Here is a 22115-nt window from a genome sequence, read left to right on the forward strand (position 1 = left end):
GGTCGGGGTCCCGCCCACCCAGACGCGCATGCCCGTGGAACCCTTGCTGATTTCGGAGCCTTCGGCTAGGCTCTCCCCATCCCGAGCGGCTTTCCAAGGGTGGGGGCCGTCAGCGAGCCGGAGTCCCGATGCTGAAGTCGGATCTCATCAACATTCTCGTCGTGAAGCGCGGTGTGACCCAGAAGCAGGCCGAGGCCACCATCGAGACGATCTTCGACTCGATGAAGGACGCGCTCTGCAAGGGAGAGAACATCGAGATCCGCGGGCTTGGCGCGTTCCACGTCAAGCACTACGACGGCTACCAGGGGCGCAACCCCAAGACCGGAGAGGTGATTCCGGTGAAGCCGAAGCGCGGGATCCTGTTCCGCACCGGCAAGGAGCTGCGCGACCGCGTGAACCGGCCGGAGCTGGGCGGCGCGAAGCCGTCCCAGTCGGAAGGCGAGGGCCAGGGCACGCCCCCGGTCGCCGCCGGCGCGTAACCGCGCGGCTTTGCTCGGTGGTGGCGGGGTCGGGCCGCGAGGCCGCGACCCCGCGCTGCGTTCCGGGCCTCAGGCGGCCAGCGCGACGCGCCCGAGCGGCCGGACCGTGAGCTCGGGCGGGAGCTCGTCGTAGGCCAGCACCGCCACGGCCGGCAGGCGGGGCGCGAGCAGCGTTCGGAGCGCCCGGCGGACGTCGGCGCTGGTCAGCACCACCGGCGGCGCCGCCTGTGCCTCCGCCTCGGCGCCGATGCGTTCCACCAGCTCCGCCGCGATGCGCGGATCGATCGCGAGCACATCGCCTGCGAGCCCCTCGCGGAGCACCTGCTCCGCGGCCGGATCGAGCAGCAGCGCGGCGAGCGGGCCCTCGCCCGCGTGGGCGTGCGCGAGGTGGCGGCGGAGCGCGCGCCGGGCGGCCTCCGCCAGCGCCGCCGGCCCGCGCCCCGCGCCGCCCGCCTCGAGCAGCGCCTCCAGGATCGTGCGCAGCGGTCGGATCGAGACGCCCTCCTCGACGAGCCGCCGCAGCACCTCCGCGAGCAGCGCGGGCGGGAGCTGGCGGCTCGCCTCGCGGACCAGCGCCGGCGCGCCCGGCTCGAGCGCGTCGAGCAGCGCCTGCACCTCCTGCACGCCGACGAGCTGCGGCGCGTTGCGGACGAGCGCCGCCGCGGCGGCCGCGAGCGCGCGATCGAGCGGGCCACGCACCGCGCCCAGCGCGCGGGCGCGGGGCGCGTCCGCCTCGGCGATCACCGACACCGCCCGCCCGGAGAGCGGATCGCGCTCGGCCGCGGCCTCGATGCCGACGAGCGCGAGCTCGTCCGGCGCGGCGAGGACCACCACCTGCCCGGCGGGCGCGGTGCCGCCGCCGGCGGGGACCTCGTCGATGAGCAGGCGGTGGCCACCCGCGGGGAGCGGGGCGGGCCGGAGCGCGACGGGCGGCGTGCGGACGCCGAGCGTGCGCCACACCGTCTCGCGCAGCGCCGCGAGCCCTTCCTGGCCGGCCGGGGTGGCGGCCGCGGCGAGCAGATCGTCCGCCAGCTCGAGCGCGAGCGGCGCCGCGCCGTCCGCGTCCACGCCGGAGGGGCCGGACGCGCTCGCGGTCCCGGGCGCGGAGCGGGTCGCCGCGGCCGGCGCGCGCGCCCGGCGCGCGATCCACCAGGCGGCGGCGCCGCCCGCGCCGGCGAGCGCCAGGAACGGCGCGGCCGGCAGCCCCGGCGCGAGCGCGAGCGCGCCGAGCAGCGCGGCCACCGCCGCGATCGGCGCGGGCTCGGCGAGGAGCTGGCGCCCGATCTCGCCTCCGAGCGTCGCGCCCTCCTCCTCGCCCGCCACCCGCGTCACGGCGATGCCCGCCGCGACGGCGACGAGCAGCGACGGGATCTGCGACGACAGCCCGTCGCCGATGGCGAGCAGCGCGTACCGGCGCGCGGCGTCGCCGGCCGTCATCCCGCGCAGCACGCCGGCCACGAGCCCGCCCGCCACGTTGACGAGCACGATGGCGACGCCGGCGATCGCGTCGCCCTTCACGAACTTGAGCGCGCCGTCCATCGCGCCGTAGAGCTGGCTCTCGCGCTCCAGCGCGCGCCGCCGCCGCCGCGCGTCGGCGGCGTCCAGCGTCCCCGCCCGCACGTCGGCGTCGATGGCCATCTGCTTGCCCGGGAGCGCGTCCAGCGTGAAGCGCGCCGCCACCTCCGCGACGCGCTCGGCGCCCTTCGCCACCACCAGGAGCTGCACCAGCGTCAGGATCGCGAACACCACCGCGCCCACGACGTGGTTGCCCTGGACGACCACGCGGCCGAACGCCTCGATGACCCGGCCGGCCTCGCCGCGCGAGAGCACGAGGCGCGTCGAGCTCACGTTGAGCGCGAGGCGGAAGAGCGTGGTGAGCAGGAGGAGCGTGGGGAAGCTCGCGAACCGGAGCGCGTCGCGGGCGAACAGCGTGACCACCAGCACCGTGGCGGCCGCGGCCAGGTTCGCCGCGAGCAGCAGGTCGAGGACGCCCGGCGCGAGCGGTGTCACGAGCAGCAGCACGAGGCCCAGCACCGCGAGCGCGAACAGCGCCTCGCCGGAGGAGCGGAGGCGGGAGAGCAGGGCGTGGACGGGGATCGTCATGGCTTGGCCTCCAGGCCGTACAGGTGCGCGAGGACAGCGGCGGCGGCCTCGTAGAGCGCCTCGGGGATCTCGTCGCCGACCTCGGCGAGGCGGTGCAGCGCGCGGGCGAGCGCGACGTCGCGGACCACCGGCACGCCGGCCCGTCGCGCGGCGGAGCGGATGCGCGCCGCCGCGTCGCCCGCGCCCTTCGCGACGACGCGCGGCGCGCCGCCGTCCCGGCGGTCGTGGTGCAGCGCCACCGCCAGGTGCGTCGGGTTCACCACCACCACGGTGGCGCGCGCCACCGCCGGCGCCTCGAGCAGGGCGCGGTGGCGCCGCTGCCGCTCGGCGCGGTGGAGCGGATCGCCCTCGTCCTCCCGGTGCTCGCGGCGAACCTCGTCGCGCGTCATCATGAGGGCGCGCCGGTGGCGGCGGCGCACCAGCGCGAGGTCGAGCGCGCCGAGCACCGCGAACGCGGCGGCGAGGCGCCAGGTGAGCCCGCCGAGGACCGCAGGGGATCGCCAGAGCGCGGCCGGGCCGAGCCGCGGGAGCGCGGCGAGCGACGGCGCCGCGCCGGCGAGCCAGCCGCAGGCCAGCGCGGCCAGCACGGCGGCCTTGACGAGCCCCAGGGCGGCGGCGGCGAGCTGCGAGGTGGACAGGAGGCGCCGCAGGCCGCGCGCCGGGTCGAGCCGCTCGAGCCGGGGCGCGAGCGCGGCGAGGGAGAGGCCCGGGCCGGCCTGCAGCGCGGCCGCAGCGGCGCCGGCGAGGAGGGCGCCGCCGCAGGCGGGCAGCGAGAGCCGCAGGACCGCCGAGGCCGCGCCCTGGAGCGCGGCCGCCGGGCTCCCCGGCGCGCCGCCCGCCGCGGCGAGCGCCGCGCGGAGCATCGCGCCCAGCTCGGCGGCCGCGCCCGGCGCGGAGGCGGCCAGGGCCGCCAGCCCGCCGGCCAGCGCGGCCGCGCCGGTGAGCTCGCGGCTGACCGCCACCTCGCCGCGCCGGCGGGCCTCGCGCAGCCGCCGCGGGGTGGGCTGCTCGGTCCGGTTCCCGGTCACGGCCGTCCTCCGGAGAGCACGGTCACCAGCTGGCCGGGGAGCGCGGCCAGCGAGACCAGCCGCCCGGCGCCCGCGCTCGCGGCCGCCGCGAGCAGCGCCAGGCCCAGGGCCGCGCGCGCCGGCTGGGCCACGTTCACCGGGCCGAGCTGCGGCGCGACCCGCGCCGCCAGCGACAGGGCGAGATCGGCGGCCAGCACCCCCGCCGCGGCGGGCGCCGCCACCGCCACCGCGGCCGCGAGCAGCTCCGCCGACGCGTGCAGGACCACCTCGCGGGCCGCGCCGGCGGGAAACGGCGCCCCGGCGGGCAGCGTCGCGAAGCTCGCGAGCAGCCCGCGGAGCACCAGGCGATCTCCGCCGCCCCACGCGGCCAGCACCACCACCCAGTGGGCGAGCAGGTCGCCGGAGGCGCTCTCGCGCTGGCGGACCGGGGCCACGTGGAGCTCGGCCAGGGTGGCGCCGCGGAAGGTGTCGGCGAGGCGCCCGGCGGCGCGGGCCGCCTCCACCGGCGCCGCCGCGAGCAGGCCGAGCGCGAGGCCGAGCGCCGCCTCGCGGGCCGCCGCGACCGCGAAGGCGATCGCCTCCGCCGGCCCGGCCGGCGCCCCCGCCGCGAGCGCCGCGGCGCCGCCGAGGCCGAGCGCGAGGCCCAACCGCGCCACCGGCGGCGCCATCGGGCCGCCGAGCAGCGGCGAGAGCATCACCACCGGCGCGAGCCGCAGCGCGTGCAGGAGCGCGCCGGCGAGCCGCGGCAGGAGGTCCGGGGCGAGCTCGCTCACGGCGCGATCCGGGGCACGAGGGCGAGGCAGTCGGCGGCGAAGCGCACCGCGCGCGCGCCGATCCAGGGCGCGGCGATCGCGAGCGCGACCACCACCGCGACGAGGCGCGGGACCACGGCGAGGGTCTGCTCCTGGACCTGGGTGGCGGCCTGGAGCACGCCGGTGACGAGGCCGACCAGGAGCGCGGCGCCGAGCGGCGGGGCCGAGAGGACGAGCACGAGGAGGAGCGCCTCGCGGCCGAGGTGGAGGAGCGCGGGATCCATGGTCACCCTGCGTACGAGAGCGCCAGCGCGCGGGCGAGGAGCTTCCACCCGTCCACGGCGACGAAGAGGAGCAGCTTGAACGGGAGCGCGACCGAGGTGGGCGAGAGCTGGGTGAGGCCGAGCGCGAGCAGCACGTTCGAGATCACCAGGTCCACCACCAGGAACGGCACGAACACCAGGAAGCCGATGGTGAAGGCCCGGCGCAGCTCCGACACCACGAACGCGGGCGCGAGCACCGCCAGGTCGTCGTCGGCGGGGGCGGCGGCGTCCGGCGCGCGGAGCCGCCGCGCGACGTCGAGGAACGCCGCCCGGTCGTCGGGGCGCGCGAAGCGGGCGAGGAACGCCTTCACCGGCCCGGCGCCGCGCTGCAGGGCGGCCAGCGTGGCCGGGAGCCCGCGCTCGCCGGGCGCGGGCCGCGCCAGGGCGGCGGCCCGCTCCGCCACCGGCGCCATCACCAGCAGCGTCAGCACCAGCGCGAGGCCCGTGACGACCGTGTTGGGCGGCACCTGCGGCGCGCCCAGGGCGGAGCGCGCGATCGACAGGACCACCGAGATCTTGAGGAACGAGGTCAGCATCACCAGCGCCGCGGGCACGAGCGCGAGCAGCGCGAGCAGCACCAGCATCTCGGCGGGCCGGTCGGCCACCGGGCCCGCGGACGGGACGAGGGCGAAGGCGATCACGGCCGGCCTCCCGGGGCGGCCGGCGCGGGCGCGCCGTCGAGCAGCGCGACGCGGTCGGCGCCGAACCCGACCAGCAGCCGGCGCCCGTCCACCTCCACCAGCGCCAGGCCGGCGTCGCGCGAGAGCGGCGCGCGGGCCACCACCACCAGCGCCGATGCGGGGCGCGCCGCGGCGCCGCGGCGGCGCGCCAGGACCGCGAGCGCGCCCACCGCGCAGGCGGCGAGCCCGCCCCGGGCGGCGGCGGGGGCCAGGTCGCCGGGGGCGCGGGAGAGGAGCAGGAGCACGCCGGCGGCGGCGAGCCCGGCCGCGGCGCGCGCGCCCGGCCGGGCGGGGAGCCCGCGGAGCCGGGCGATCACGGCGCCACCTCCAGCGAGAGGATGCGGACGCCCACCGCGCCCTCCACGTCCACCAGCTCGCCCCGCGCCACCGCGCGCTCGCCCAGCCGCAGGGTCACCAGCCCGCGCCGGTCGAGGTTCAGCGCGAGCACCGAGCCCGGCTCGAGCCGCGCCACCTCGGCGAGCGGGACGTCCACCCGGGCCAGCTCGACCTCGAGCGTCACCGGGAGCTGCGCATGCCGTTCGATCATCTCCGTCTCCTCCACGTGGAAGCCCTCCCCGTCGATCCGCCCGAGCGCCCGGAGCCCGCCGGGCAGGGCCAGCGCGTCGCGCCCGTCCGCGGGCGGGTCCACCACCAGCACGTCGCCGGGCTCGAGCGCGTCCAGCTCGGCCGCGGTGAGCGCGGCGGTCCCGCGGCGCAGCGAGCCCGGCACCGGGACGCGGCGGTCGAGGTCCGCCGGCCCGCGCAGCGCCCGGACCGCCGCGGGCGGCACCAGCAGGCGCGCGTGGCCACGGGCCTGCCCGGCCGCGATCTCCAGCTCGAGGGCGAGCGCGCCCGCGGGCTCGGCGGTGGCGCGGGCGAGGCGCGGCGCGAGCCGCTCCTCCACCTCGGCGACGCCGCAGGCGCCGTCGAGCGCGGCGAGGGCGAGCAGCTCGAGCGCGGTCGCCTCCACCGGCGTGAGCGCCGCGGCCGGCGCGGGTCCGCCGTCGCCGCCCGCCATCCGGTCCACCAGGCGCACCACCAGCGCCGGCTCCACCTCGAGGATCGCGGTCCCGGGGAGCGCCGGCAGGTCGATCGCGATGCGCGCGGCGGCCGGGCGGGGAAGCGCGCGGCCCGGCACCGGCCGGCCCGTCACGGACACCTCGGCGCCGACGAGGTCCGAGAGCGCTCGCGCCGCCGCCACGGCGACCGCGGCCCCGAGCCGGCGGGGTGCGGCCGCCAGCTCGGCGTGGCCGCGCGAGACGGCGGGGAGATCGAACGGAAGCGCCATGCGCGTCCGGATTTCCAACCCGCGTGCCAGGGCCCGATCGCTCGGGACGACGCGGGGTTGTGGCGCGACGATGCGTCCGCCCGCGTCCGCCCCCGAGGCGGCCGGTCCGCGGCGCGGCCGCCCTCAGCCGGACACCCGCTCCCGGCACAGGCGCACCAGGGCCCCGGCCACGTCCGCCGGCGGAGCCCCGCCCAGGGCGAGTTCGGCCAGCAGCCGGGCCACCCGCGGGCGCTCGGCGGCGGCCGCCGCCTCGGCCCGGGCGCGCCGCTCCGCCGGCGCGGGCTCGACGGCCGCCGCGAGCGCCTCCAGCCGCGCGCGGCCCGGGAGCCGGGCGAGGCGGGCGGCCTCCTCCGCGGCGGCGGGAGACGGGCCCCGGGCGAGGAGGGCCTGCGCGCGCCCGGACGCGAGCGCGGCCGCGGCGGCGGCGAGGCGCCGGTCCGCGGCGGTCACGACGGCTTCCCCCGGCGCCAGCGCACGCCCGCGCCGCCGCCCACCGCGATCGCCGCGGCGCCGGCGGCGGCCGCGAGCGCGAGCAGCACCGGCGAGCGGCCGCGGCGCGCGGCCGGGGGCGGCGCGCTCGCCTGCGGCGCCTCCGCGAACACCACCGACACCGCGCCGGCGTCGAGCCCGTCGGCCGCCCCGGCCACCAGGGCCCGGAGCCCGGGCTCGAGCGCCCGCACCGCGGCGCACGCCGCCGCGCGGCACCGCACCAGCACCGCGGCGCGCGGCGCGGGCCGCTCGCCGGGCCGGAACGGATCCGCCTGCGGCAGGCCGAGGTGCACGCGCGCGCCGACCACCCCGTCGATGGCCTCGATGCTGCGCGCGAGCTCGCCGGAGAGCGCGTGGAGGTACATCGCGTGCTCCTCGGTGGCGGTCGGGACCATCGAGCCCTTCGCGAGCACCGCGTCGAAGCCGGCCGGGCGCTGCCGCGGGAGGTCGCGCTCGGCCAGCACGCGCCGGGCGCGTGCGGCGTCGGCCGGGGCGACGCGGACCTCCCAGCCGCCGTCGGCGCCGTCCTCGCGCGCCTTCTCCGCGGCGATGCCGCCCTCGTCGAGCGCGACGAGGACGTCGTTCGCCTGCGGCTCGTCGAGACCGTGCAGGAGCGCCTCGCCGGAGCAGCCGGCGAGCGCGAGGGCGAGCGGGAGCGCGAGGGATGCGAGGCGCATGGCGGGTCCTCTAGAGCTGCGTGTTGAGCGCCTGCTTCACGGCCTGGGCGCCCTGCTCGACCAGCTTGGCGGCGAGGTCCACGGTCTGGACGGTCCGGTAGGCCTCCGCCTGCAGCCCGAGCAGCTCCTGGGCGGTGAAGGTGCGCCCGGAGCGGGCGGCGGTGAGCACCGCGTCGAGCCGGGCCTGGGCGCGCTCGACCGCGGCGAGCGCGGCGGCGCCGGCGGTCGGGCGCGCCGGCTCGCGCGCGGGCGGCGCGGCCGGGGCCGGGCCGGCGCGCGCCTCGAGCGTCTTCGCGAAGCTCTGCTGCGGCGCGACCGCGGCGGCCGGAAGGGCCGGGGCGGCCGCGCCCACCGGGGCGACGGGCATGGCGCGCTCGCTAGTGGATGTTCTGGATGGCGGCCCGGGCGCTGTCGTGCCGGACCTTCATCACGTTGGACACCGCGGTGAACTCGCGGCTCTCCCGCTGCATGTGCTCCTGCAGCTGGAGGTACTGGAGGTTGAAGGTCTGGGCCTCGCGCTGCAGCGCGCGCGTGGCGTCGAGGACGTCGCCGCCCGCGCCGCCGCCCGGCGCCCCGGTGAGCGCGCCGGCCAGCGGGGAGCCGGCGAGCGGCGACCCGCCGGCGGCCGCGGCGCCGGAGCGGATGGCGGCGGACAGGATGGTGCCGCCCGGGATGATGGGCGCGGCGAGCTCGACGGTGGCGGCCACCCCGCGGACCAGCCCCTCGGCGGCGCCGCGCAGGGCGCTGTCGAAGCGCCCGGGCAGCGCGCGCTGGGTGCTGGCGGGGGCGACGTGGATCGACTCGATTCGGTTCATGGCGTGCGTCCTCCTCGGCGCGACCGTCAGCAACGCCCGTGCCGCGGTGAAAGCGCCCGCCGGCGCGGGCGGCGGGCGAGGGGCACCGGCCGGCGCGCGACCGGGGCGGGCGGGCGGCGGACCGTGGTAACGTCCGCGCGTGCCGCCCGACGTGTTCCGCCGCGTCAGCGATGAGATCCTGCGCGCGCAGCGGCCCATCCGCGTGCTGCGGTCCATCAACTGGGACCCCGCGGTGCACGAGCGCTTCTTCCGGGGCGGCGCGCGCGAGCTGCCGAAGCCGGAGTACCCGCCGCTCGGCTTCGAGCCGGAGAGGAAGATCAAGGAGCTGCGCGCCATCCGGCGGCAGGTGCGCGGGAAGAACCCGGTGGAGGACCTGCTCCGCCGCAAGTGCGACGAGTTCATCGCGCTGTCCCAGCTCCTCGCCGCGCGCGGGACGAAGCGCTTCTACGAGCTCTCCCGCCGCATCTACGGCGACCCGCGCGACCGCTTCCCCGACCACAACGTGGACAACCTCGCCATCGCGCGCATGTGGGCCTCGCGCCCGCGCGCGCGCGACGAGGAGCTGGTCTACGACGCCGAGGACGCTGCGGCCCGCGTGGCGGACATCTGCAACCCGCTGCTGGGCGGGCACGTGAAGGTCGCGGTCCGCACGCGGCTCACCGCGAACGCCGCCGCGGGGGGCACCAGCATCACGCTCCGCAAGGGCGCCCGCTTCTCCGATCGCCAGGTCCGGGCGCTCGCCCACCACGAGGGGCTGTGGCACGTGCTCACGTCCCTGAACGGCTACCGGCAGCCGCACCTGCCGGTGCTGGGCGTGGGCCTGCCCCGCCACACCGAGTCGCAGGAGGGCGGCGGCATCGTGGCCGAGTTCCTCACCGGCCACATCACCGACGAGCGCTACATCGAGCTCGGCGAGCGGACGATCGCCATCGACATGGCGGCGCGCGGCGCCGACTTCCTCGAGGTGTACCGGTACCTGCTCGCGCGCTTCCCGCCGGAGAAGGCGGCGCTCATGAGCGAGCGCGTCTTCCGCGGCGGGCTGCTGGAGGGCGGCGCGCCGTTCACGAAGGACGCGGCCTACCAGCGCGGCTACTGCCGCACGTTCAACTTCCTGCGCGCGGCGCTGGAGCAGCGCGACGTGGAGCTGGTGCGGGCGTTCCTCGCCGGGAAGATGAGCGTGGACGACGCCGAGCTGGTGCGGGACCTCGTGGAGGAGGGGATCTGCGTCGGCCCGGTCTACCTGCCCGAGTGGTTCATCGACATCGACCGGCTGAACGCCATGGCCACGCACAGCGTGACGATGAACCGCTTCTCGCTGCCGTCGGTGACCCGCTACTACGCGCGCCGCCGGGGCACGCGCCCGCCGGCCGAGGCGCCCGGGCGCGCGCGCGAGGCGGACACCGAGGAGGCGCCGGCGCGCCTCGCCGGCGCCGACGAGGGCGACCTGGGCGAGTGAGAGCGGGGCGCGGCCGAGCTCAGTTGATGCTCGCCCCGAACAGCCGCCCGACCGCGTACGTGACCCCGGCGGCGAGCGCGGCGAGCCCGGCCATGCGCAGCGCGGAGCGCCACACGCTCGTGCCGGAGAGGAACCCGACCGCGCCGCCCACGCCGGCCAGGATCCCGCCGGCCAGGATCGCGCTCGAGATCACCGCCGGCGTGCCGGTGGTGACGAGGAACGGCACGATGGGCACGAGCGCGCCCACCGAGAACATCGCGAACGACGACAGCGCCGCGCCCATGGGCGAGCCGAGGTCCTCCGGGTCGAGCCCCAGCTCCTCGCGCACCAGCGTGTCCAGCGCGCTCTCCGGGTTCTTGAGGATCTCGGCGGCGGTGCGGCTGGCCTGCTCGGTGGAGAGCCCCTTCTGCTTGAAGATGAGCGCGAGCTCTGCGGCCTCCTCCTCCGGCGCCTCCTCGATCTCGCGCTTCTCGAGCGCGATCTGCCGCGCGAGCAGGTCGCGCTGGCTCGCCACGGAGGTGTACTCGCCGGCCGCCATGGAGAACGCGCCCGCGAGCAGCCCGGCGAAGCCGGTGACGAGCACGGTCCCCGGCGCCACGCCCGCGCCCGCCACGCCCAGGATGAGCGAGAGGTTCGAGACCAGCCCGTCGTTCATCCCGAAGATGGCCGCGCGGATCGACCCGGCCCGCCCGCCGCCGCGGTGCCACCGCTCGCGATCCCCGATGAGCGCCCGCGCGCCCTCGGGCGCGTCCGGCCCGTGCATGCCGGCCAGCACCTGCCGGTGCGCGCGCTCCTCCGCGGCGATCTCCGTCGCCTCGCCGCCCTGCCGGTCGTACTTGTCGGCGTCGCCGGCCTCGGTCTCGAGGACCATGGGCAGGACCGCGGCGCTGCCGAGCCGCCGCGCCAGCCACACCAGCGCGCGGATGCGCGAGCTGGGCCGGTCCGGCGGGACCGCCACGCCTTCCTTGAGGAGCTTGCGCTCCCAGACCTGCGCGTGGCGCCGCTCCGCCGCGGCCAGCTCGCGGAAGCTCGCCGCGCGGGCGGGGTCCTTCTCGTGCCGGGCGAGCCCCTCGTACAGGGCGGCGCCGTCGCGCTCGTCGAGCAGGTTCTGCAGCCACAGGTCGGTGCGCACGTTCATGCGCGGCGGACTGTAGCAGGCCCGGCGTCGGGCCGGCGCGCCCTCGGCGTCAGCGCAGCGCGGCCGCGGCCCGCGCCGCGTCGCAGGGGTCGGTCCAGAACGTCGCCACCAGGTGCGAGCGGCTGGTGCACCGGGTCTTCGCGAGCAGCGCCGACACGTGCAGCTCGATGGTCTTCTCCGAGCAGCCGAGGCGCGAGGCCACCGTGCGGTTCGTGTCGCCCTGCGCCACGCGCGCCAGCACCGCGGCCTGCCGCGGGGTGAGCCCCCAGCGGCGCGAGATCACCTGCACGCGGTGGCGCGCGTCGCCGTCGAGGTCCGGCAGCACCACCAGCGCGTGGCCGGGGTGGCCCTCGACCGCGAAGCGGGCCGGCGTGCGCGCGTCGGCGGCGGGCGGCGCGCGGAGCACCTCCATGACGCGCTCGCGGTCGGCGGCGAGGAGCGTCCGCGCGCGCGCGTTCGCGAGCAGGATCGAGGCGGGCGCGCGGACCACCACCGCGGGCGCGGGGATGGCCTCCAGCGCCGCGTCGAGCGCGGCGGCCGCGAGGGCGGAGATCTCCGGCCGCTCGGGCGGCGGAGGCACGGCACCGGGTGGAGCGACTTCACGGGGAGAGAGCTCTCCCGCGTGCACGGGCTTCATCATTCGCGGCCCCCCAAGGCTTCGCGCGAATTGCGAGCCCGGAGCCTATTCCATCCGCCGATCTTCGCTATCCGGGGAATCCCGTACACGGCGTGCGCGATGCGGACGCAGCGTCCGTCGCGGTGCGCCGCAGGTCGCGGCCGACCGGGGCAGGCGCGACCCTCGCCATCCCGCGGCTTTTCGTCTATACCAACGGGTTCCCCGAGGAGTTCCGCCGTGCTGAAGCTCGATTCCCGCGATCCTGGCTTCCCCGAAGCATGGGCCCGCGTCTGCGCCCGCGGGTCGGACGAGGACGAGGCGCCGGTGCGCGAGGCCGCCGCCGCCATCGTCGCGGACGTCCGCGCCCGCGGCGACCTGGCGCTGCTCGAGCACACCCGCCGTCACGACGCCTGGGAGCCGGGCTCGGCCGCCGGCCTGGCGCTCGGCCCCGCCGACTTCGCCGCCGCCTACCGCGGCCTCCCCGCCGCGGCGCGGCGCGCGCTCTCGCTCGCCGCCCGGCGCATCGCCGACTTCCACCGGCGCGAGTCCGACGCCCGGGTGCCGGCGCGCCGCGACGCGCTGGGCGCGACGCTGTCTCAGGTGGTCCGGCCGCTGGAGCGCGTCGGCCTCTACGTTCCGGGGGGGACCGCCCGCTATCCCTCCTCCGTGCTGATGACCGCCGTGCCGGCCCGCGTCGCCGGCGTGCGCGAGATCGTCGTCACGTCACCAGGCGTGAAGGGTACCGGCGAGATGGACCGCTGGACGCTCGCCGCCTGCCACGTGGCCGGGGTGGCGCGGCTGTTCAAGGTCGGCGGCGCGCAGGCGGTGGCGGCGCTCGCCTACGGCACCGCCACGGTGCCTGCGGTGGACAAGATCTGCGGGCCGGGCAACGCGTACGTGGCCGCCGCGAAGCGGCTGGTGTTCGGGCGCGTGGACATCGACATGATCGCCGGGCCGAGCGAGATCCTGGTGCTCGCCGACGCCGCGGCGGATCCGGCCGAGGTCGCGAGCGACCTGCTCGCGCAGGCCGAGCACGACGTGCGCGCGGTCTCGGTGCTGGTGACGCCGTCGGCCGCGCTGGCGCGGGCGGCGCTGGCCGAGGTCGAGCGGCAGCTCGCCGGCTTGCCGCGGCGCGAGATCGCCGGGCGGTCGATCGAGGAGCGCGGCGCGGTGGTGGTGACGCGCGGCCTCTCCGAGGCGGTGCGGCTCGCCGACGCGTTCGCGCCCGAGCACCTGGCGCTGCACGCGCGCGGCGCCGCGGCCCTCGTGAAGCGGATCTCGCGCGCCGGCGCGGTGTTCGTGGGCAGCTCCACGCCGGAGGCGGTGGGCGACTACCTGGCCGGCCCGAGCCACGTGCTCCCGACCGCCGGCACCGCCCGGTTCGCCTCGCCGCTCTCGGTGGCGACGTTCCGCCGCCGCATGAGCGTGCTCGACCTGACGCCCGCGGCGCTCGCCGCGCTGGCGCCGTCGGTCGAGGCGCTGGCGCGGGCGGAGGGGCTGGAGGGGCACTGGCGCGCGGTGGAGGTGCGGGTCGCGAAGCGCGCGCCGGCGCGGCGCGGCCGGGCGGCGCGGACCGCGAAGGCCGCGCGGGCCTCGAGGGCGCGCCCCGCGCGCAGCGGGGCGCGGCGATGACCCGGCGGGCGGCGGTGAAGGCCCCGCGGGCGGGCGCGGCGGCGCGGCGCGGGTCGGTGGCGCGGCGGACCAAGGAGACCGACGTCGCGGTGGACCTGCGGCTCGAGCCGGGCGAGGCGTCGATCTCGACCGGGCTCCCGTTCTTCGACCACATGCTCGACCAGATCTCCCGCCACGGCGGCATGGCGCTCACGGTCCGGGCCGAGGGCGACCTGCAGGTGGACGCGCACCACACCGTCGAGGACGTGGGCATCGGGCTGGGCGAGGCGCTCCGGCAGGCGCTCGAGGACAAGGCCGGGCTGGCGCGCTACGGCCACGCGGTGGTGCCGCTCGACGAGGCGCTGGTCGAGGCGGTGGTGGACCTCTCCGGCCGCCCGCACCTCACGTTCAACGCGAAGCTGCCGAGCGGCAAGAAGTTCATCGGCGGCTACGACGTGGACCTGACGCAGGACTTCCTGCAGGCGCTCGTGAACCACGCGCGCATCTGCGTGCACGTGAACGTGCGCTACGGCCGCAACCTGCACCACGTGGTGGAGGCGATCTTCAAGGCGACCGCGCGCGCGCTCCGCGCCGCGACCGCGCGCGAGGGGACCGCGCTCCCCAGCACCAAGGGCACCCTGTGACCCGCCCGCCCGGCACCGTCGCGCTGGTGGACTACGGCGCCGGCAACCTGCGCTCGGTGGAGAACGCGCTGCGCGAGGTGGGCGCCGCGGTGGTGGTCACGCGCGATCCCGACGCGGTCCGCCGCGCCGACCGGGTGGTGGTGCCGGGGCAGGGCTCCATGCCGGCCTGCGCCGAGGCGATGCGCCGGAGCGGCGTGGCGGGCGCGCTGCTCGAGGCGGTCGATCGAGGCACGCCGGTGCTGGGCATCTGCGTCGGCCTGCAGATCCTGTTCGCCGAGGGCGAGGAGGCCGGCGGGGCGCGCGGGCTCGGCCTGGTGGACGGGCGCATCGCGCGCCTGCCCGGGGGCGTGAAGCTGCCGCACATCGGCTGGTCGAGGGTGCGGCTGGTGGCGCCCGGGTCGGCGCTGTTCGCGCCCATGGACGGCGCCTACGTCTACTACGCGCACTCCTACGCCGCGCCCGCCGACGCGCCCGGCGCGGCCCTGCTCACGCACCACGGCCGCGACTTCTGCGCGGCGCTGGAGCGCGGCAACCTGTTCGCGGTGCAGTTCCACCCGGAGAAGAGCCAGCGCGTGGGGCTGGCCCTGCTCGAGCGGTTCGTCTCCATCTAGGCGGGGGCCATGCTCGTCATCCCAGCGATCGATCTCATCGGCGGCGAGGTGGTCCGGCTGGAGAAGGGCGACTTCGCGAAGAAGACCGTGTACGCGCGCGACCCGGCGGAGAAGGCGGCCGAGCTGGTGCGGGACGGCGCGACGCTGATCCACGTGGTGGACCTCGACGGCGCGAAGGCCGGCTGGCCGGTGAACCTCGACGCGGTCCGCGCCATCTGCGCGGTGCCCGGGGCGGAGGTGGAGCTGGGCGGCGGGCTGCGGTCCTTGCCGGACATCGAGAAGGTGCTCGAGCTGGGCGTGCGGTACGTGGTGCTCGGCACCGCCGCAGTGGAGCGGCTCGACCTGGTCCGCCAGGCCTGCGCGCGCTTCCCCGGGCGCGTGCGCAGCGGCATCGACGCGCGCAACGGCGAGGTGAAGATCGCCGGCTGGCTGGAGGGCACCGGGCTCGGCGCCGCCGAGGTGGCGCGCCGGGTGAAGGAGGCCGGGGTCGGGCTGGTGGAGTACACCGACGTCGGCCGGGACGGCATGTTCACCGGGGTGGACGCCGACGGCGCGGCGCGGCTGCAGGCCGAGGCCGGCGTTCAGGTGGTCGCCTCCGGCGGCGTGGCCAGCCTGGACGACGTGCGCGCCTGCCGCGCGGCCGGGCTGGCCGGCGTCATCGTGGGCAAGGCGCTGTACGAGGGCCGGATCGCGCTCGCCGACGCGGTGCGCACCGCGGCGGAGTAGGAGAGGGAAGGGCACCGCATGCCGGCGAAGCGCATCATCCCCTGCCTCGACGTGAAGGCCGGGCGCGTGGTCAAGGGGATCAAGTTCCAGAACCTGCGCGACGCGGGCGATCCGGTGGAGGCGGCCGCGCGCTACGACGCGCAGGGCGCCGACGAGGTCACCTACCTCGACATCGCCGCGACGCAGGAGAACCGCGGCACGCTCCTCGACCTCGTCACCCGCACCGCCGCGCGCGTGTTCGCGCCGCTCACGGTGGGCGGCGGCGTGCGCAGCGAGGAGGACTTCGTGGCGCTGCTGCACGCGGGCGCCGACAAGGTCTCGGTGAACTCCTCGGCGGTGAAGGACCCGGGCCTCGTCGATCGGCTCTCGCGCCTCGCCGGCGCGCAGGCGCTGGTGGTGGCCATCGACGTGAAGCGCCGGCCCCGCGGCGCGGGCCGCCAGGAGTGGGAGGTCCACGTCGCCGGCGGGTCGAAGCCCACCGGCGTGGAGGGCATCGCCTGGGCGCGCGAGGTGGCGGCGCGCGGCGCGGGCGAGCTGCTCCTCACCTCGATGGACCGCGACGGCACGCAGGCCGGCTACGACCTCGAGCTGCTGGAGGAGGTCTGCTCGGCCGTGACCATCCCGGTGATCGCCTCGGGCGGCGTCGGCACGCTCGAGCACCTCGCCGAGGGGCTCCGGATCGCCGACGCGGCGCTGGCCGCGTCGATCTTCCACGACGGCAAGCACACCGTGCAGGAGGCGAAGGCCTTCCTCCTGGCGCGCGGGATCGAGGTGCGGCCGTGAGCCTCACCCGCTCGTTCGCCCGCCTGCTCGACCGGGTCGCGTTCGACGACCGCGGGCTGGTCCCGGTGATCGCCCAGGAGGAGGACGGCACGGTCCTGATGCTGGCCTGGGCGAACCGCGAGGCGCTCGTCGCCAGCGCCGAGGGCGGCCGCGCCACCTACTGGTCCCGCAGCCGGCGCTCGCTCTGGCGCAAGGGCGACACGAGCGGCCACGTGCAGGAGATCCGCGCGATCGCGCTGGACTGCGACGGAGACGCCGTGCTCTACGTCGTGCGCCAGACCGGCCCGGCGTGTCACACCGGGACGCGCAGCTGCTTCTCGGAGAGAGAGGAGATCCCATGGCAGACGAACGCTTCCTCGCGAAGCTCTGGGCCACCATCGAGTCGCGCCGCGCGGACGCCGCGCCGGCCGAGAGCTACACCAAGAAGCTCCTCGCCGCGCCGGCCAGGATCCGCAGGAAGATCATCGAGGAAGCCTACGAGGTGAACGAGGCGCACCAGGCGCTCCTCGACGGCAAGGACACGAAGGACCACCTGGCGCACGAGGCGGCCGATCTGCTGTACCACCTGTACGTGCTGCTCGCGTCGGCCGACGTGACCCCGACCGAGGTCTACGGCGTGCTGGAGCGGCGGCACCTGCAGCCGCCGGCCCCCAAGACCGGAAACCCTTGACAGTCGCGGGGTTTTCCACTATTAGCCGCGATTCAGCCGCGTGGAGAGCCGGGCATCCGCGATGTCCGGCTCCTCATGTTTCAGGGCGAGCAAAAGCTCCTACCTCATCAGCGAGACCGAGGAACGAATGACCGGAGTGCGTGTCAAGGATGGCGAGTCCTTCGAGAACGCCATGAAGCGCTTCAAGAAGCAGTGCGAGAAGGCGGGCATCCTCTCGGAGATCCGCAAGCGCGAGCACTACGAGAAGCCCAGCGTGAAGCGCAAGAAGAAGGCCCTCGCCGCGAAGAAGCGCGCGCTCAAGAAGATGCGCAAGGGCTTCTAGGCGGGCCGGCCATGGCGCTCAAGGAACGGCTCGACGCGGACCTCAAGACCGCGATGCGCGAGAAGGACACGCTCAAGCTGAGCGTGGTCCGCATGCTGAAGAGCGCCGTGAAGTACCGCGAGATCGAGCTGATGAAGCCGCTCGACGACGCGGGCGTGCAGGGCGTGATCGCCTCCGAGATCAAGCGCCGGCGCGACTCGGTCGAGCAGTACCGGGCCGGGAACCGCCAGGACCTGGTCGACAAGGAGGAGGCGGAGATCCGGATCCTCCAGGCCTGGCTCCCCGCCCAGCTCACCGAGGACGAGCTCCGCGCGAAGGTGGACGCGGCCGTCCAGGCGACCGGGGCGCAGGGGCCGAAGGACATGGGCGCGGTCATGAAGGCGCTCCTGCCCGAGGTGCAGGGCCGGGCCGAGGGGAAGGCCGTCAGCGACATGGTGAAGGCGCGCCTCGCCGGAAAGTAGGCCGGGCGGTGAGGCGGCCGCGGCCGCCCGGCGGTGGCCGGGCGCCGTGCGTGCCGCGAGCGGCAGCGGAGGCGCAACCTGATCCCCGACGCGGTCATCGACCAGATCCGCGAGCGCGTCGACGTGGTGGCCGTGATCGGCCGCCACATGGAGCTGAAGCGATCGGGCAGGACGTGGAAGGGCAACTGCATCTTCCACGGGGAGCGGACGCCGAGCTTTCACGTCTACCCCGAGGACAAGCACTTCAAGTGCTACGGCTGCGGGGCGTACGGCGACGTCTTCACGTTCCTGCAGCGGCTCGAGGGGAAGGAGTTTCCCGAGGTGGTGAGGGCGCTCGCGCAGGAGGTCGGCGTCGAGATCCCCGAGGCGGCCGAGGAGGACTCGGCCGAGGCGAGGGCGAAGCGCAAGGAGCGCAACGAGGTCCTCGCCGCGAGCGACGCCGCCGCGCGCTACTGGGCGGCGCGGCTCGCCAGCCGCTTCGGCGCGCCGGCGCGGGCGTACCTCGAGCGGCGCGGCGTCACCGAGGAGTCGGTCCGGCGCTTCCGGCTGGGCGTGGCCGCCGACGCGTGGAACGACCTGGCGCCGCGGCTGAAGGAGAAGGGCATCGGGGTCGCGGCGCTGCAGCGCGCCGGGCTGGTCATCGAGAGGGAGAAGGACGGCGGCGGCACCTACGACCGCTTCCGCAACCGCCTGATGTTTCCCATCGCCGGCATGGACGGGCAGGTGATCGGCTTCGGCGGGCGCGCGCTCGGCGACGAGCAGGGCGCGAAGTACATCAACACGCCCGAGACCCCGCTCTACAAGAAGTCGAAGGTGCTCTACGGCCTCGACCTCGCCCGCGAGACCATCCGCAAGACGCGCAGCGCCGTGCTGGTCGAGGGCTACTTCGACGTGATCGGGCTGCACCAGGTGGGCGTGACGGGCGCGGTGGCGGTGTGCGGCACCGCGCTCACCCCCGAGCACGTGGAGCTGCTCTCCCGCTGCGACTGCCGCGAGGTCACCGTGCTGTTCGACGGCGACGTGGCGGGCCTGGCCGCGCCGGGCAAGGCCGCGCAGGCGCTGTTCCCGGCCGGGATGGCCGGCAAGGTGGCGGTGCTCCCGTCCGCCGCGGGCAAGAGCGATCCCGACGAGTACGCCCGCGCCAACGGCCGCGCCGGGGTGGACGCGCTGCTCGCGGCCGCCGTCCCCCTGTCGGAGTTCCTGGTGGACCGGGCGGTCGAGCGGGCGTGCGGCGACCGGCCGCGCGAGGCCGCGCTCGAGCGGAAGCTCGCCGCCGTCCGGGAGCTCGAGGCGTTCGTGCGGATGATGCCGGAGGGGCTCGCGCGTTCTGTCTTCGAGGACATGATCGCGCGCCGGCTCGACCTCGACCCGGGCGCGCTCAGGACCGAGCTGTCCGCCGAGCGCCGGCGGCCGGGCGTCCCGGCCCCCGCCCCGGCGGGTCACCCGGAGCGGCCCGCCGGCGCCCCATCCCGCCCCACCCCGCCCGCGGGGCCGGCGCGCGGTGGGCCGGCCGGCCACGGGCGCGTGCGGGTGCTGCTCCCGGGGCCGGCCGCGGACGCGCTGGCCCTCCTGGCGGCCTTCCCCGATCTGGGGGCCGTGGCGGACGAGGAGCGCCTGCCCCAGCTGTTGCCGCCCGGTCCGCTGGCCGACCTGGCCCGCGACCTGGTGCGCGGACCGGTGGCGCTCGAGGACGCGCTGGCGCGGATGTCGGCGGGGGCCGACGAGGCGACCCTCCGGCGCTTCCGCACGCTGGTCGGGCCCGGCCGGCCGAGGCCGGAGGAGGCGGAGCGCGAGCTCCGGAAGGCGGCGGTCAAGGCGACGCTGGAGCGCCTCGACCAGGAGTACGGGGAGGCGCTGCGGCGGGTCACCAAGGCGGGCAGCGCCGCGGCGGACGGGCTCGACGTGACGGCCCAGCGCCTCATCAACCAGCGCCGCGACCTGCAGAGACGCTTGCGTTCCCTGGAACGTCCCGGATGAAAGGCAAGCTCCGAAGCATTCTGGATACATTGGCCGGGCTCACCCGGCCGAAAAACGTTACGAAAGAGCACCACCGGGCCGCCGAGCCGTCGAAGGAGCCGAAGCCGATGACCACGAAGGGCCACGCCGCGAAGAAGCACGTGAAGAAGGCAGCGCCGAAGCAGAAGGCGAAGGCCGGCGGCCGGAAGGAAGAGCGCCAGGCCAAGCCCGCGCCGAAGGCGCCCGCGCGCGCGGTGGCGAAGCCGCCGGTCAAGCGCGCCAAGGCCGAGCGCGAGAAGCCGGAGAAGCTCGAGAAGGCCGAGAAGGCGGAGCGGCACGAGAAGGCCGGCGAGAAGCCCGAGAAGGCCCGCAAGAAGGCGCCCGAGGCCGTCGCCGCGGAGCCCGCCCGCCCGGCGGGCCGCCCCGGCAAGCACCGCCGGCCCGCCGACGAGGCCGAGCCCGAGACCGAGAAGGCCGAGGCCGAGGAGTCCGACGACGAGGACGACGACCTCGACGAGCTCCCGCAGGACGACATGAGCGACATCACCGAGCGGTCCGAGGTGAAGGAGCTCATGGCGCGCGGGCGCGAGAAGGGCTTCCTCACCTACGACGAGGTGAACGACGCGCTGCCCTCGGACATCGGCTCGGACCAGATCGACGACGTCATGTCGATGTTCGGCGAGCACGACATCGAGGTGGTGGACGGCGCCGAGAAGAAGATGAAGCTCCCGGACAAGCCGCCCGAGCCCGAGGCCAAGGCGGAGTCCGAGGAGGAGAAGGAGGAGGAGGACGACGCCGGCTACGGCAAGTCCAACGACCCGGTGCGCATGTACCTGCGCAAGATGGGGTCGGTGTCGCTGCTCACGCGCGAGGGCGAGGTCGAGATCGCGAAGCGCATCGAGGAGGGCGAGAAGGAGATCCTCGCCGCGGTGCTCTCGTCCTCGATCGCGATCCGCGAGATCCTCGAGCTGGGCGAGCGGCTCCGCAAGGGCAAGATCCGCGTCCGCGAGATCATCAAGGACGCCGGCGACGAGCAGCAGGCCGAGCAGGAGGAGCCCGAGGAGGAGCTGGACGAGGCCGTCGAGGCGGCCGAGGGCCAGGGCGAGGCCGAGGCCGAGGCGGGGGCCGAGGGCGACGGCGCCGCCGCGGCCGAGGGCGCCGAGCCGGAGAAGCCGCGCATCCCGAAGGAGGAGGAGCGCAAGGTCGAGCACGTGCTGAAGCACATCGACCGCATCCGCAAGCTCGAGCGCGACGTCGCGAAGGTCCGCGAGACGCTCCAGGGCGGCAAGAAGCTGTCCGAGGTGAAGCGCAAGGAGCTGAAGGGCGAGGTCCGCGCCATCGAGGCGGAGATGATGGAGAACCTCGAGGCGATCCAGCTCAACAAGAAGCAGATCGACCGGATCGTCCTGCGCCTGAAGAGCTTCATCAAGCGCGTGGAGGAGGCCGAGCGCGAGTTCTTCGACTGCGAGCGCCGCACCGGCGTGCCGGTGAAGGACCTGCGCAGGCTGCTCCGCGAGACGCGCGAGGACGAGGCCGAGCGGAAGAAGCTCGCCAAGAAGCTCCGCTGCGCGTTGGACGAGGTGGAGGAGCTGGACCGCACGCTGCGCTCGGCCGGCCGCAAGATCCTGCGCGTGCAGGAGGAGGCGGAGGTGCCGGTGGACGAGCTGCGCCGGACCTACCGGATGATCGGCGACGGCGAGCGCAAGGCGGAGCGCGCCAAGACCGAGCTGGTCGAGGCGAACCTGCGCCTGGTGGTCTCGATCGCGAAGAAGTACACGAACCGCGGCCTGCAGTTCCTCGACCTGATCCAGGAGGGGAACATCGGCCTGATGAAGGCGGTCGACAAGTTCGAGTACAAGCGCGGCTACAAGTTCTCGACCTACGCCACCTGGTGGATCCGGCAGGCGATCACCCGCGCCATCGCCGACCAGGCCCGGACCATCCGCATCCCGGTCCACATGATCGAGACGATCAACAAGCTCATCCGCACCAGCCGCTACCTGGTGCAGGAGCTGGGGCGCGAGCCGACGCCGGAGGAGATCGCCGAGAAGATGGAGCTCCCGCTCGACAAGGTCCGCAAGGTCCTCAAGATCGCGAAGGAGCCCATCTCGCTCGAGACGCCCATCGGCGAGGAGGAGGACAGCCACCTCGGGGACTTCATCGAGGACAAGTCGCTGGTCTCCCCGTCGGACGCGGTCATCAACATGAACCTGGCCGAGCAGACCAGGAAGGTGCTCGCCACGCTGACCCCGCGCGAGGAGAAGGTGCTCCGCATGCGGTTCGGCATCGGCGAGAAGAGCGATCACACGCTCGAGGAGGTCGGCCAGGACTTCGAGGTCACACGCGAGCGCATCCGCCAGATCGAGGCGAAGGCGCTCCGGAAGCTGCGCCACCCGTCGCGGTCGAAGCGGCTCAAGAGCTTCGTGGAGAGCTGATCGACCCCGTCTCGGGCGACGCGAATATGATAGAGGGTGCCTGCCGGGGCCT

25 protein-coding genes and 1 pseudogene are annotated in these 22115 nt (G+C 76.2%); 13 read left to right on the forward strand and 13 right to left on the reverse strand.

The window, feature by feature from the left end; all coding sequences use genetic code 11:
• Positions 1-128 precede the first annotated feature (128 nt).
• A complete protein-coding gene (locus ADEH_RS03575; RefSeq protein ID WP_011419757.1) occupies positions 129-479 on the forward strand; it encodes an HU family DNA-binding protein in 351 nt (116 codons plus the stop codon).
• Between the two features lie 69 nt (positions 480-548).
• Here ADEH_RS03575 and ADEH_RS03580 read toward each other — a convergent pair whose 3' ends face one another.
• The 11 genes from ADEH_RS03580 to ADEH_RS03630 form a co-directional block, all read right to left on the reverse strand.
• The gene (locus ADEH_RS03580) at positions 549-2582 is read right to left on the reverse strand and encodes an FHIPEP family type III secretion protein (protein ID WP_011419758.1); all 2034 of its coding nucleotides are present in this window, start codon (positions 2580-2582) and stop codon (positions 549-551) included.
• The gene (locus tag ADEH_RS03585) at positions 2579-3610 is read right to left on the reverse strand and encodes an EscU/YscU/HrcU family type III secretion system export apparatus switch protein (RefSeq protein WP_011419759.1); all 1032 of its coding nucleotides are present in this window, start codon (positions 3608-3610) and stop codon (positions 2579-2581) included. The genes ADEH_RS03580 and ADEH_RS03585 overlap by 4 nt, the downstream gene beginning before the upstream one ends.
• On the reverse strand, positions 3607-4383 hold the full coding sequence (locus ADEH_RS03590) for a flagellar biosynthetic protein FliR (protein ID WP_011419760.1): 777 nt from the start codon (positions 4381-4383) through the stop codon (positions 3607-3609). Before ADEH_RS03590 ends, ADEH_RS03585 begins: the two co-directional genes overlap by 4 nt.
• Positions 4380-4646: a type III secretion system export apparatus subunit SctS gene (gene sctS / locus ADEH_RS03595; RefSeq protein ID WP_011419761.1), complete on the reverse strand. Its 267-nt coding sequence runs from the start codon at positions 4644-4646 to the stop codon at positions 4380-4382. Before sctS ends, ADEH_RS03590 begins: the two co-directional genes overlap by 4 nt.
• A 2-nt stretch (positions 4647-4648) precedes the next feature.
• Positions 4649-5326, reverse strand: coding sequence for a type III secretion system export apparatus subunit SctR (gene sctR, locus ADEH_RS03600; RefSeq protein ID WP_011419762.1), 678 nt, complete (start codon positions 5324-5326; stop codon positions 4649-4651).
• Complete coding sequence (locus ADEH_RS03605; protein WP_011419763.1) at positions 5323-5682, reverse strand: flagellar biosynthetic protein FliO; 360 nt, start codon at positions 5680-5682, stop codon at positions 5323-5325. The genes sctR and ADEH_RS03605 overlap by 4 nt, the downstream gene beginning before the upstream one ends.
• Positions 5679-6653, reverse strand: coding sequence for a FliM/FliN family flagellar motor switch protein (locus ADEH_RS03610; protein ID WP_011419764.1), 975 nt, complete (start codon positions 6651-6653; stop codon positions 5679-5681). Before ADEH_RS03610 ends, ADEH_RS03605 begins: the two co-directional genes overlap by 4 nt.
• Positions 6654-6776: 123 nt before the next feature.
• Positions 6777-7103, reverse strand: coding sequence for a hypothetical protein (locus tag ADEH_RS03615; protein ID WP_041453300.1), 327 nt, complete (start codon positions 7101-7103; stop codon positions 6777-6779).
• A complete protein-coding gene (locus ADEH_RS03620; RefSeq protein ID WP_011419765.1) occupies positions 7100-7819 on the reverse strand; it encodes a secretion protein in 720 nt (239 codons plus the stop codon). The genes ADEH_RS03615 and ADEH_RS03620 overlap by 4 nt, the downstream gene beginning before the upstream one ends.
• Positions 7820-7829: 10 nt before the next feature.
• Positions 7830-8186, reverse strand: coding sequence for a hypothetical protein (locus ADEH_RS03625; RefSeq protein WP_011419766.1), 357 nt, complete (start codon positions 8184-8186; stop codon positions 7830-7832).
• Positions 8187-8196: 10 nt separating this feature from the next.
• Positions 8197-8634 (reverse strand): hypothetical protein, encoded by a 438-nt coding sequence (locus tag ADEH_RS03630; protein WP_041453301.1) that lies wholly within the window; start codon positions 8632-8634, stop codon positions 8197-8199.
• A gap of 139 nt (positions 8635-8773) precedes the next feature.
• Here ADEH_RS03630 and ADEH_RS03635 point away from each other — a divergent pair, with 139 nt between their 5' ends.
• Entirely contained in the window at positions 8774-10090 is a 1317-nt protein-coding gene (locus tag ADEH_RS03635; protein WP_011419768.1) for a flavohemoglobin expression-modulating QEGLA motif protein, read from the forward strand.
• A gap of 19 nt (positions 10091-10109) precedes the next feature.
• Here ADEH_RS03635 and ADEH_RS03640 read toward each other — a convergent pair whose 3' ends face one another.
• Positions 10110-11228 (reverse strand): VIT1/CCC1 transporter family protein, encoded by a 1119-nt coding sequence (locus ADEH_RS03640; RefSeq protein WP_011419769.1) that lies wholly within the window; start codon positions 11226-11228, stop codon positions 10110-10112.
• A gap of 49 nt (positions 11229-11277) precedes the next feature.
• On the reverse strand, positions 11278-11808 hold the full coding sequence (locus ADEH_RS03645) for a response regulator transcription factor (RefSeq protein ID WP_041453302.1): 531 nt from the start codon (positions 11806-11808) through the stop codon (positions 11278-11280).
• Between the two features lie 273 nt (positions 11809-12081).
• Between ADEH_RS03645 and hisD the strand changes: the two genes are divergently transcribed.
• The 11 genes and pseudogenes from hisD (at position 12082) to rpoD (ending at position 22063) form a co-directional block, all read left to right on the forward strand.
• Positions 12082-13476, forward strand: a complete 1395-nt coding sequence (gene hisD / locus ADEH_RS03650; RefSeq protein ID WP_011419771.1) for a histidinol dehydrogenase — start codon at positions 12082-12084, stop codon at positions 13474-13476.
• Positions 13473-14099 carry an imidazoleglycerol-phosphate dehydratase HisB gene (hisB, locus tag ADEH_RS03655; RefSeq protein ID WP_011419772.1) on the forward strand — a complete coding sequence of 209 codons (627 nt, stop codon included), beginning with the start codon at positions 13473-13475 and terminating at the stop codon, positions 14097-14099. Before hisD ends, hisB begins: the two co-directional genes overlap by 4 nt.
• Positions 14096-14710, forward strand: a complete 615-nt coding sequence (hisH, locus tag ADEH_RS03660; RefSeq protein WP_011419773.1) for an imidazole glycerol phosphate synthase subunit HisH — start codon at positions 14096-14098, stop codon at positions 14708-14710. Before hisB ends, hisH begins: the two co-directional genes overlap by 4 nt.
• A gap of 9 nt (positions 14711-14719) precedes the next feature.
• Entirely contained in the window at positions 14720-15436 is a 717-nt protein-coding gene (hisA, locus tag ADEH_RS03665; RefSeq protein ID WP_011419774.1) for a 1-(5-phosphoribosyl)-5-[(5-phosphoribosylamino)methylideneamino]imidazole-4-carboxamide isomerase, read from the forward strand.
• Positions 15437-15454: 18 nt separating this feature from the next.
• Positions 15455-16219 (forward strand): imidazole glycerol phosphate synthase subunit HisF, encoded by a 765-nt coding sequence (hisF, locus tag ADEH_RS03670; RefSeq protein ID WP_011419775.1) that lies wholly within the window; start codon positions 15455-15457, stop codon positions 16217-16219.
• A 65-nt stretch (positions 16220-16284) separates the two neighbouring features.
• Positions 16285-16524, forward strand: a pseudogene (locus tag ADEH_RS23255) (phosphoribosyl-AMP cyclohydrolase); the annotation flags it as partial.
• Positions 16525-16556: 32 nt separating this feature from the next.
• The gene (gene hisE, locus ADEH_RS03675; RefSeq protein WP_012524820.1) at positions 16557-16889 is read left to right on the forward strand and encodes a phosphoribosyl-ATP diphosphatase; all 333 of its coding nucleotides are present in this window, start codon (positions 16557-16559) and stop codon (positions 16887-16889) included.
• Between the two features lie 127 nt (positions 16890-17016).
• A complete protein-coding gene (gene rpsU, locus ADEH_RS03680; protein WP_012524821.1) occupies positions 17017-17211 on the forward strand; it encodes a 30S ribosomal protein S21 in 195 nt (64 codons plus the stop codon).
• 11 nt (positions 17212-17222) lie between these two features.
• Positions 17223-17672, forward strand: a complete 450-nt coding sequence (locus ADEH_RS03685) for a GatB/YqeY domain-containing protein (RefSeq protein ID WP_011419777.1) — start codon at positions 17223-17225, stop codon at positions 17670-17672.
• Between the two features lie 33 nt (positions 17673-17705).
• On the forward strand, positions 17706-19649 hold the full coding sequence (dnaG, locus tag ADEH_RS03690; RefSeq protein ID WP_011419778.1) for a DNA primase: 1944 nt from the start codon (positions 17706-17708) through the stop codon (positions 19647-19649).
• Positions 19646-22063: an RNA polymerase sigma factor RpoD gene (rpoD, locus tag ADEH_RS03695; protein WP_011419779.1), complete on the forward strand. Its 2418-nt coding sequence runs from the start codon at positions 19646-19648 to the stop codon at positions 22061-22063. Before dnaG ends, rpoD begins: the two co-directional genes overlap by 4 nt.
• Positions 22064-22115 lie beyond the last annotated feature (52 nt).

This window comes from Anaeromyxobacter dehalogenans 2CP-C, from assembly GCF_000013385.1.
In the GTDB taxonomy this organism is placed as follows: Bacteria; Myxococcota; Myxococcia; order Myxococcales; family Anaeromyxobacteraceae; genus Anaeromyxobacter; species Anaeromyxobacter dehalogenans_B.

What these genes read in the sequence shown, in the direction of transcription:
- rpoD (WP_011419779.1), top strand. Translation starts at nt 19,646, where the DNA reads ATGAAAGGCAAGCTCCGAAGCATTCTGGATACATTGGCCGGGCTCACC.
- ADEH_RS03575 (WP_011419757.1), top strand. Translation starts at nt 129, where the DNA reads ATGCTGAAGTCGGATCTCATCAACATTCTCGTCGTGAAGCGCGGTGTG.
- rpsU (WP_012524821.1), top strand. Translation starts at nt 17,017, where the DNA reads ATGACCGGAGTGCGTGTCAAGGATGGCGAGTCCTTCGAGAACGCCATG.
- ADEH_RS03640 (WP_011419769.1), bottom strand. Translation starts at nt 11,228, where the DNA reads ATGAACGTGCGCACCGACCTGTGGCTGCAGAACCTGCTCGACGAGCGC.
- ADEH_RS03610 (WP_011419764.1), bottom strand. Translation starts at nt 6,653, where the DNA reads ATGGCGCTTCCGTTCGATCTCCCCGCCGTCTCGCGCGGCCACGCCGAG.
- sctS (WP_011419761.1), bottom strand. Translation starts at nt 4,646, where the DNA reads ATGGATCCCGCGCTCCTCCACCTCGGCCGCGAGGCGCTCCTCCTCGTG.
- ADEH_RS03620 (WP_011419765.1), bottom strand. Translation starts at nt 7,819, where the DNA reads ATGCGCCTCGCATCCCTCGCGCTCCCGCTCGCCCTCGCGCTCGCCGGC.
- hisE (WP_012524820.1), top strand. Translation starts at nt 16,557, where the DNA reads ATGGCAGACGAACGCTTCCTCGCGAAGCTCTGGGCCACCATCGAGTCG.
- hisF (WP_011419775.1), top strand. Translation starts at nt 15,455, where the DNA reads ATGCCGGCGAAGCGCATCATCCCCTGCCTCGACGTGAAGGCCGGGCGC.
- ADEH_RS03630 (WP_041453301.1), bottom strand. Translation starts at nt 8,634, where the DNA reads ATGAACCGAATCGAGTCGATCCACGTCGCCCCCGCCAGCACCCAGCGC.
- ADEH_RS03580 (WP_011419758.1), bottom strand. Translation starts at nt 2,582, where the DNA reads ATGACGATCCCCGTCCACGCCCTGCTCTCCCGCCTCCGCTCCTCCGGC.
- hisB (WP_011419772.1), top strand. Translation starts at nt 13,473, where the DNA reads ATGACCCGGCGGGCGGCGGTGAAGGCCCCGCGGGCGGGCGCGGCGGCG.
- hisA (WP_011419774.1), top strand. Translation starts at nt 14,720, where the DNA reads ATGCTCGTCATCCCAGCGATCGATCTCATCGGCGGCGAGGTGGTCCGG.
- ADEH_RS03625 (WP_011419766.1), bottom strand. Translation starts at nt 8,186, where the DNA reads ATGCCCGTCGCCCCGGTGGGCGCGGCCGCCCCGGCCCTTCCGGCCGCC.
- ADEH_RS03685 (WP_011419777.1), top strand. Translation starts at nt 17,223, where the DNA reads ATGGCGCTCAAGGAACGGCTCGACGCGGACCTCAAGACCGCGATGCGC.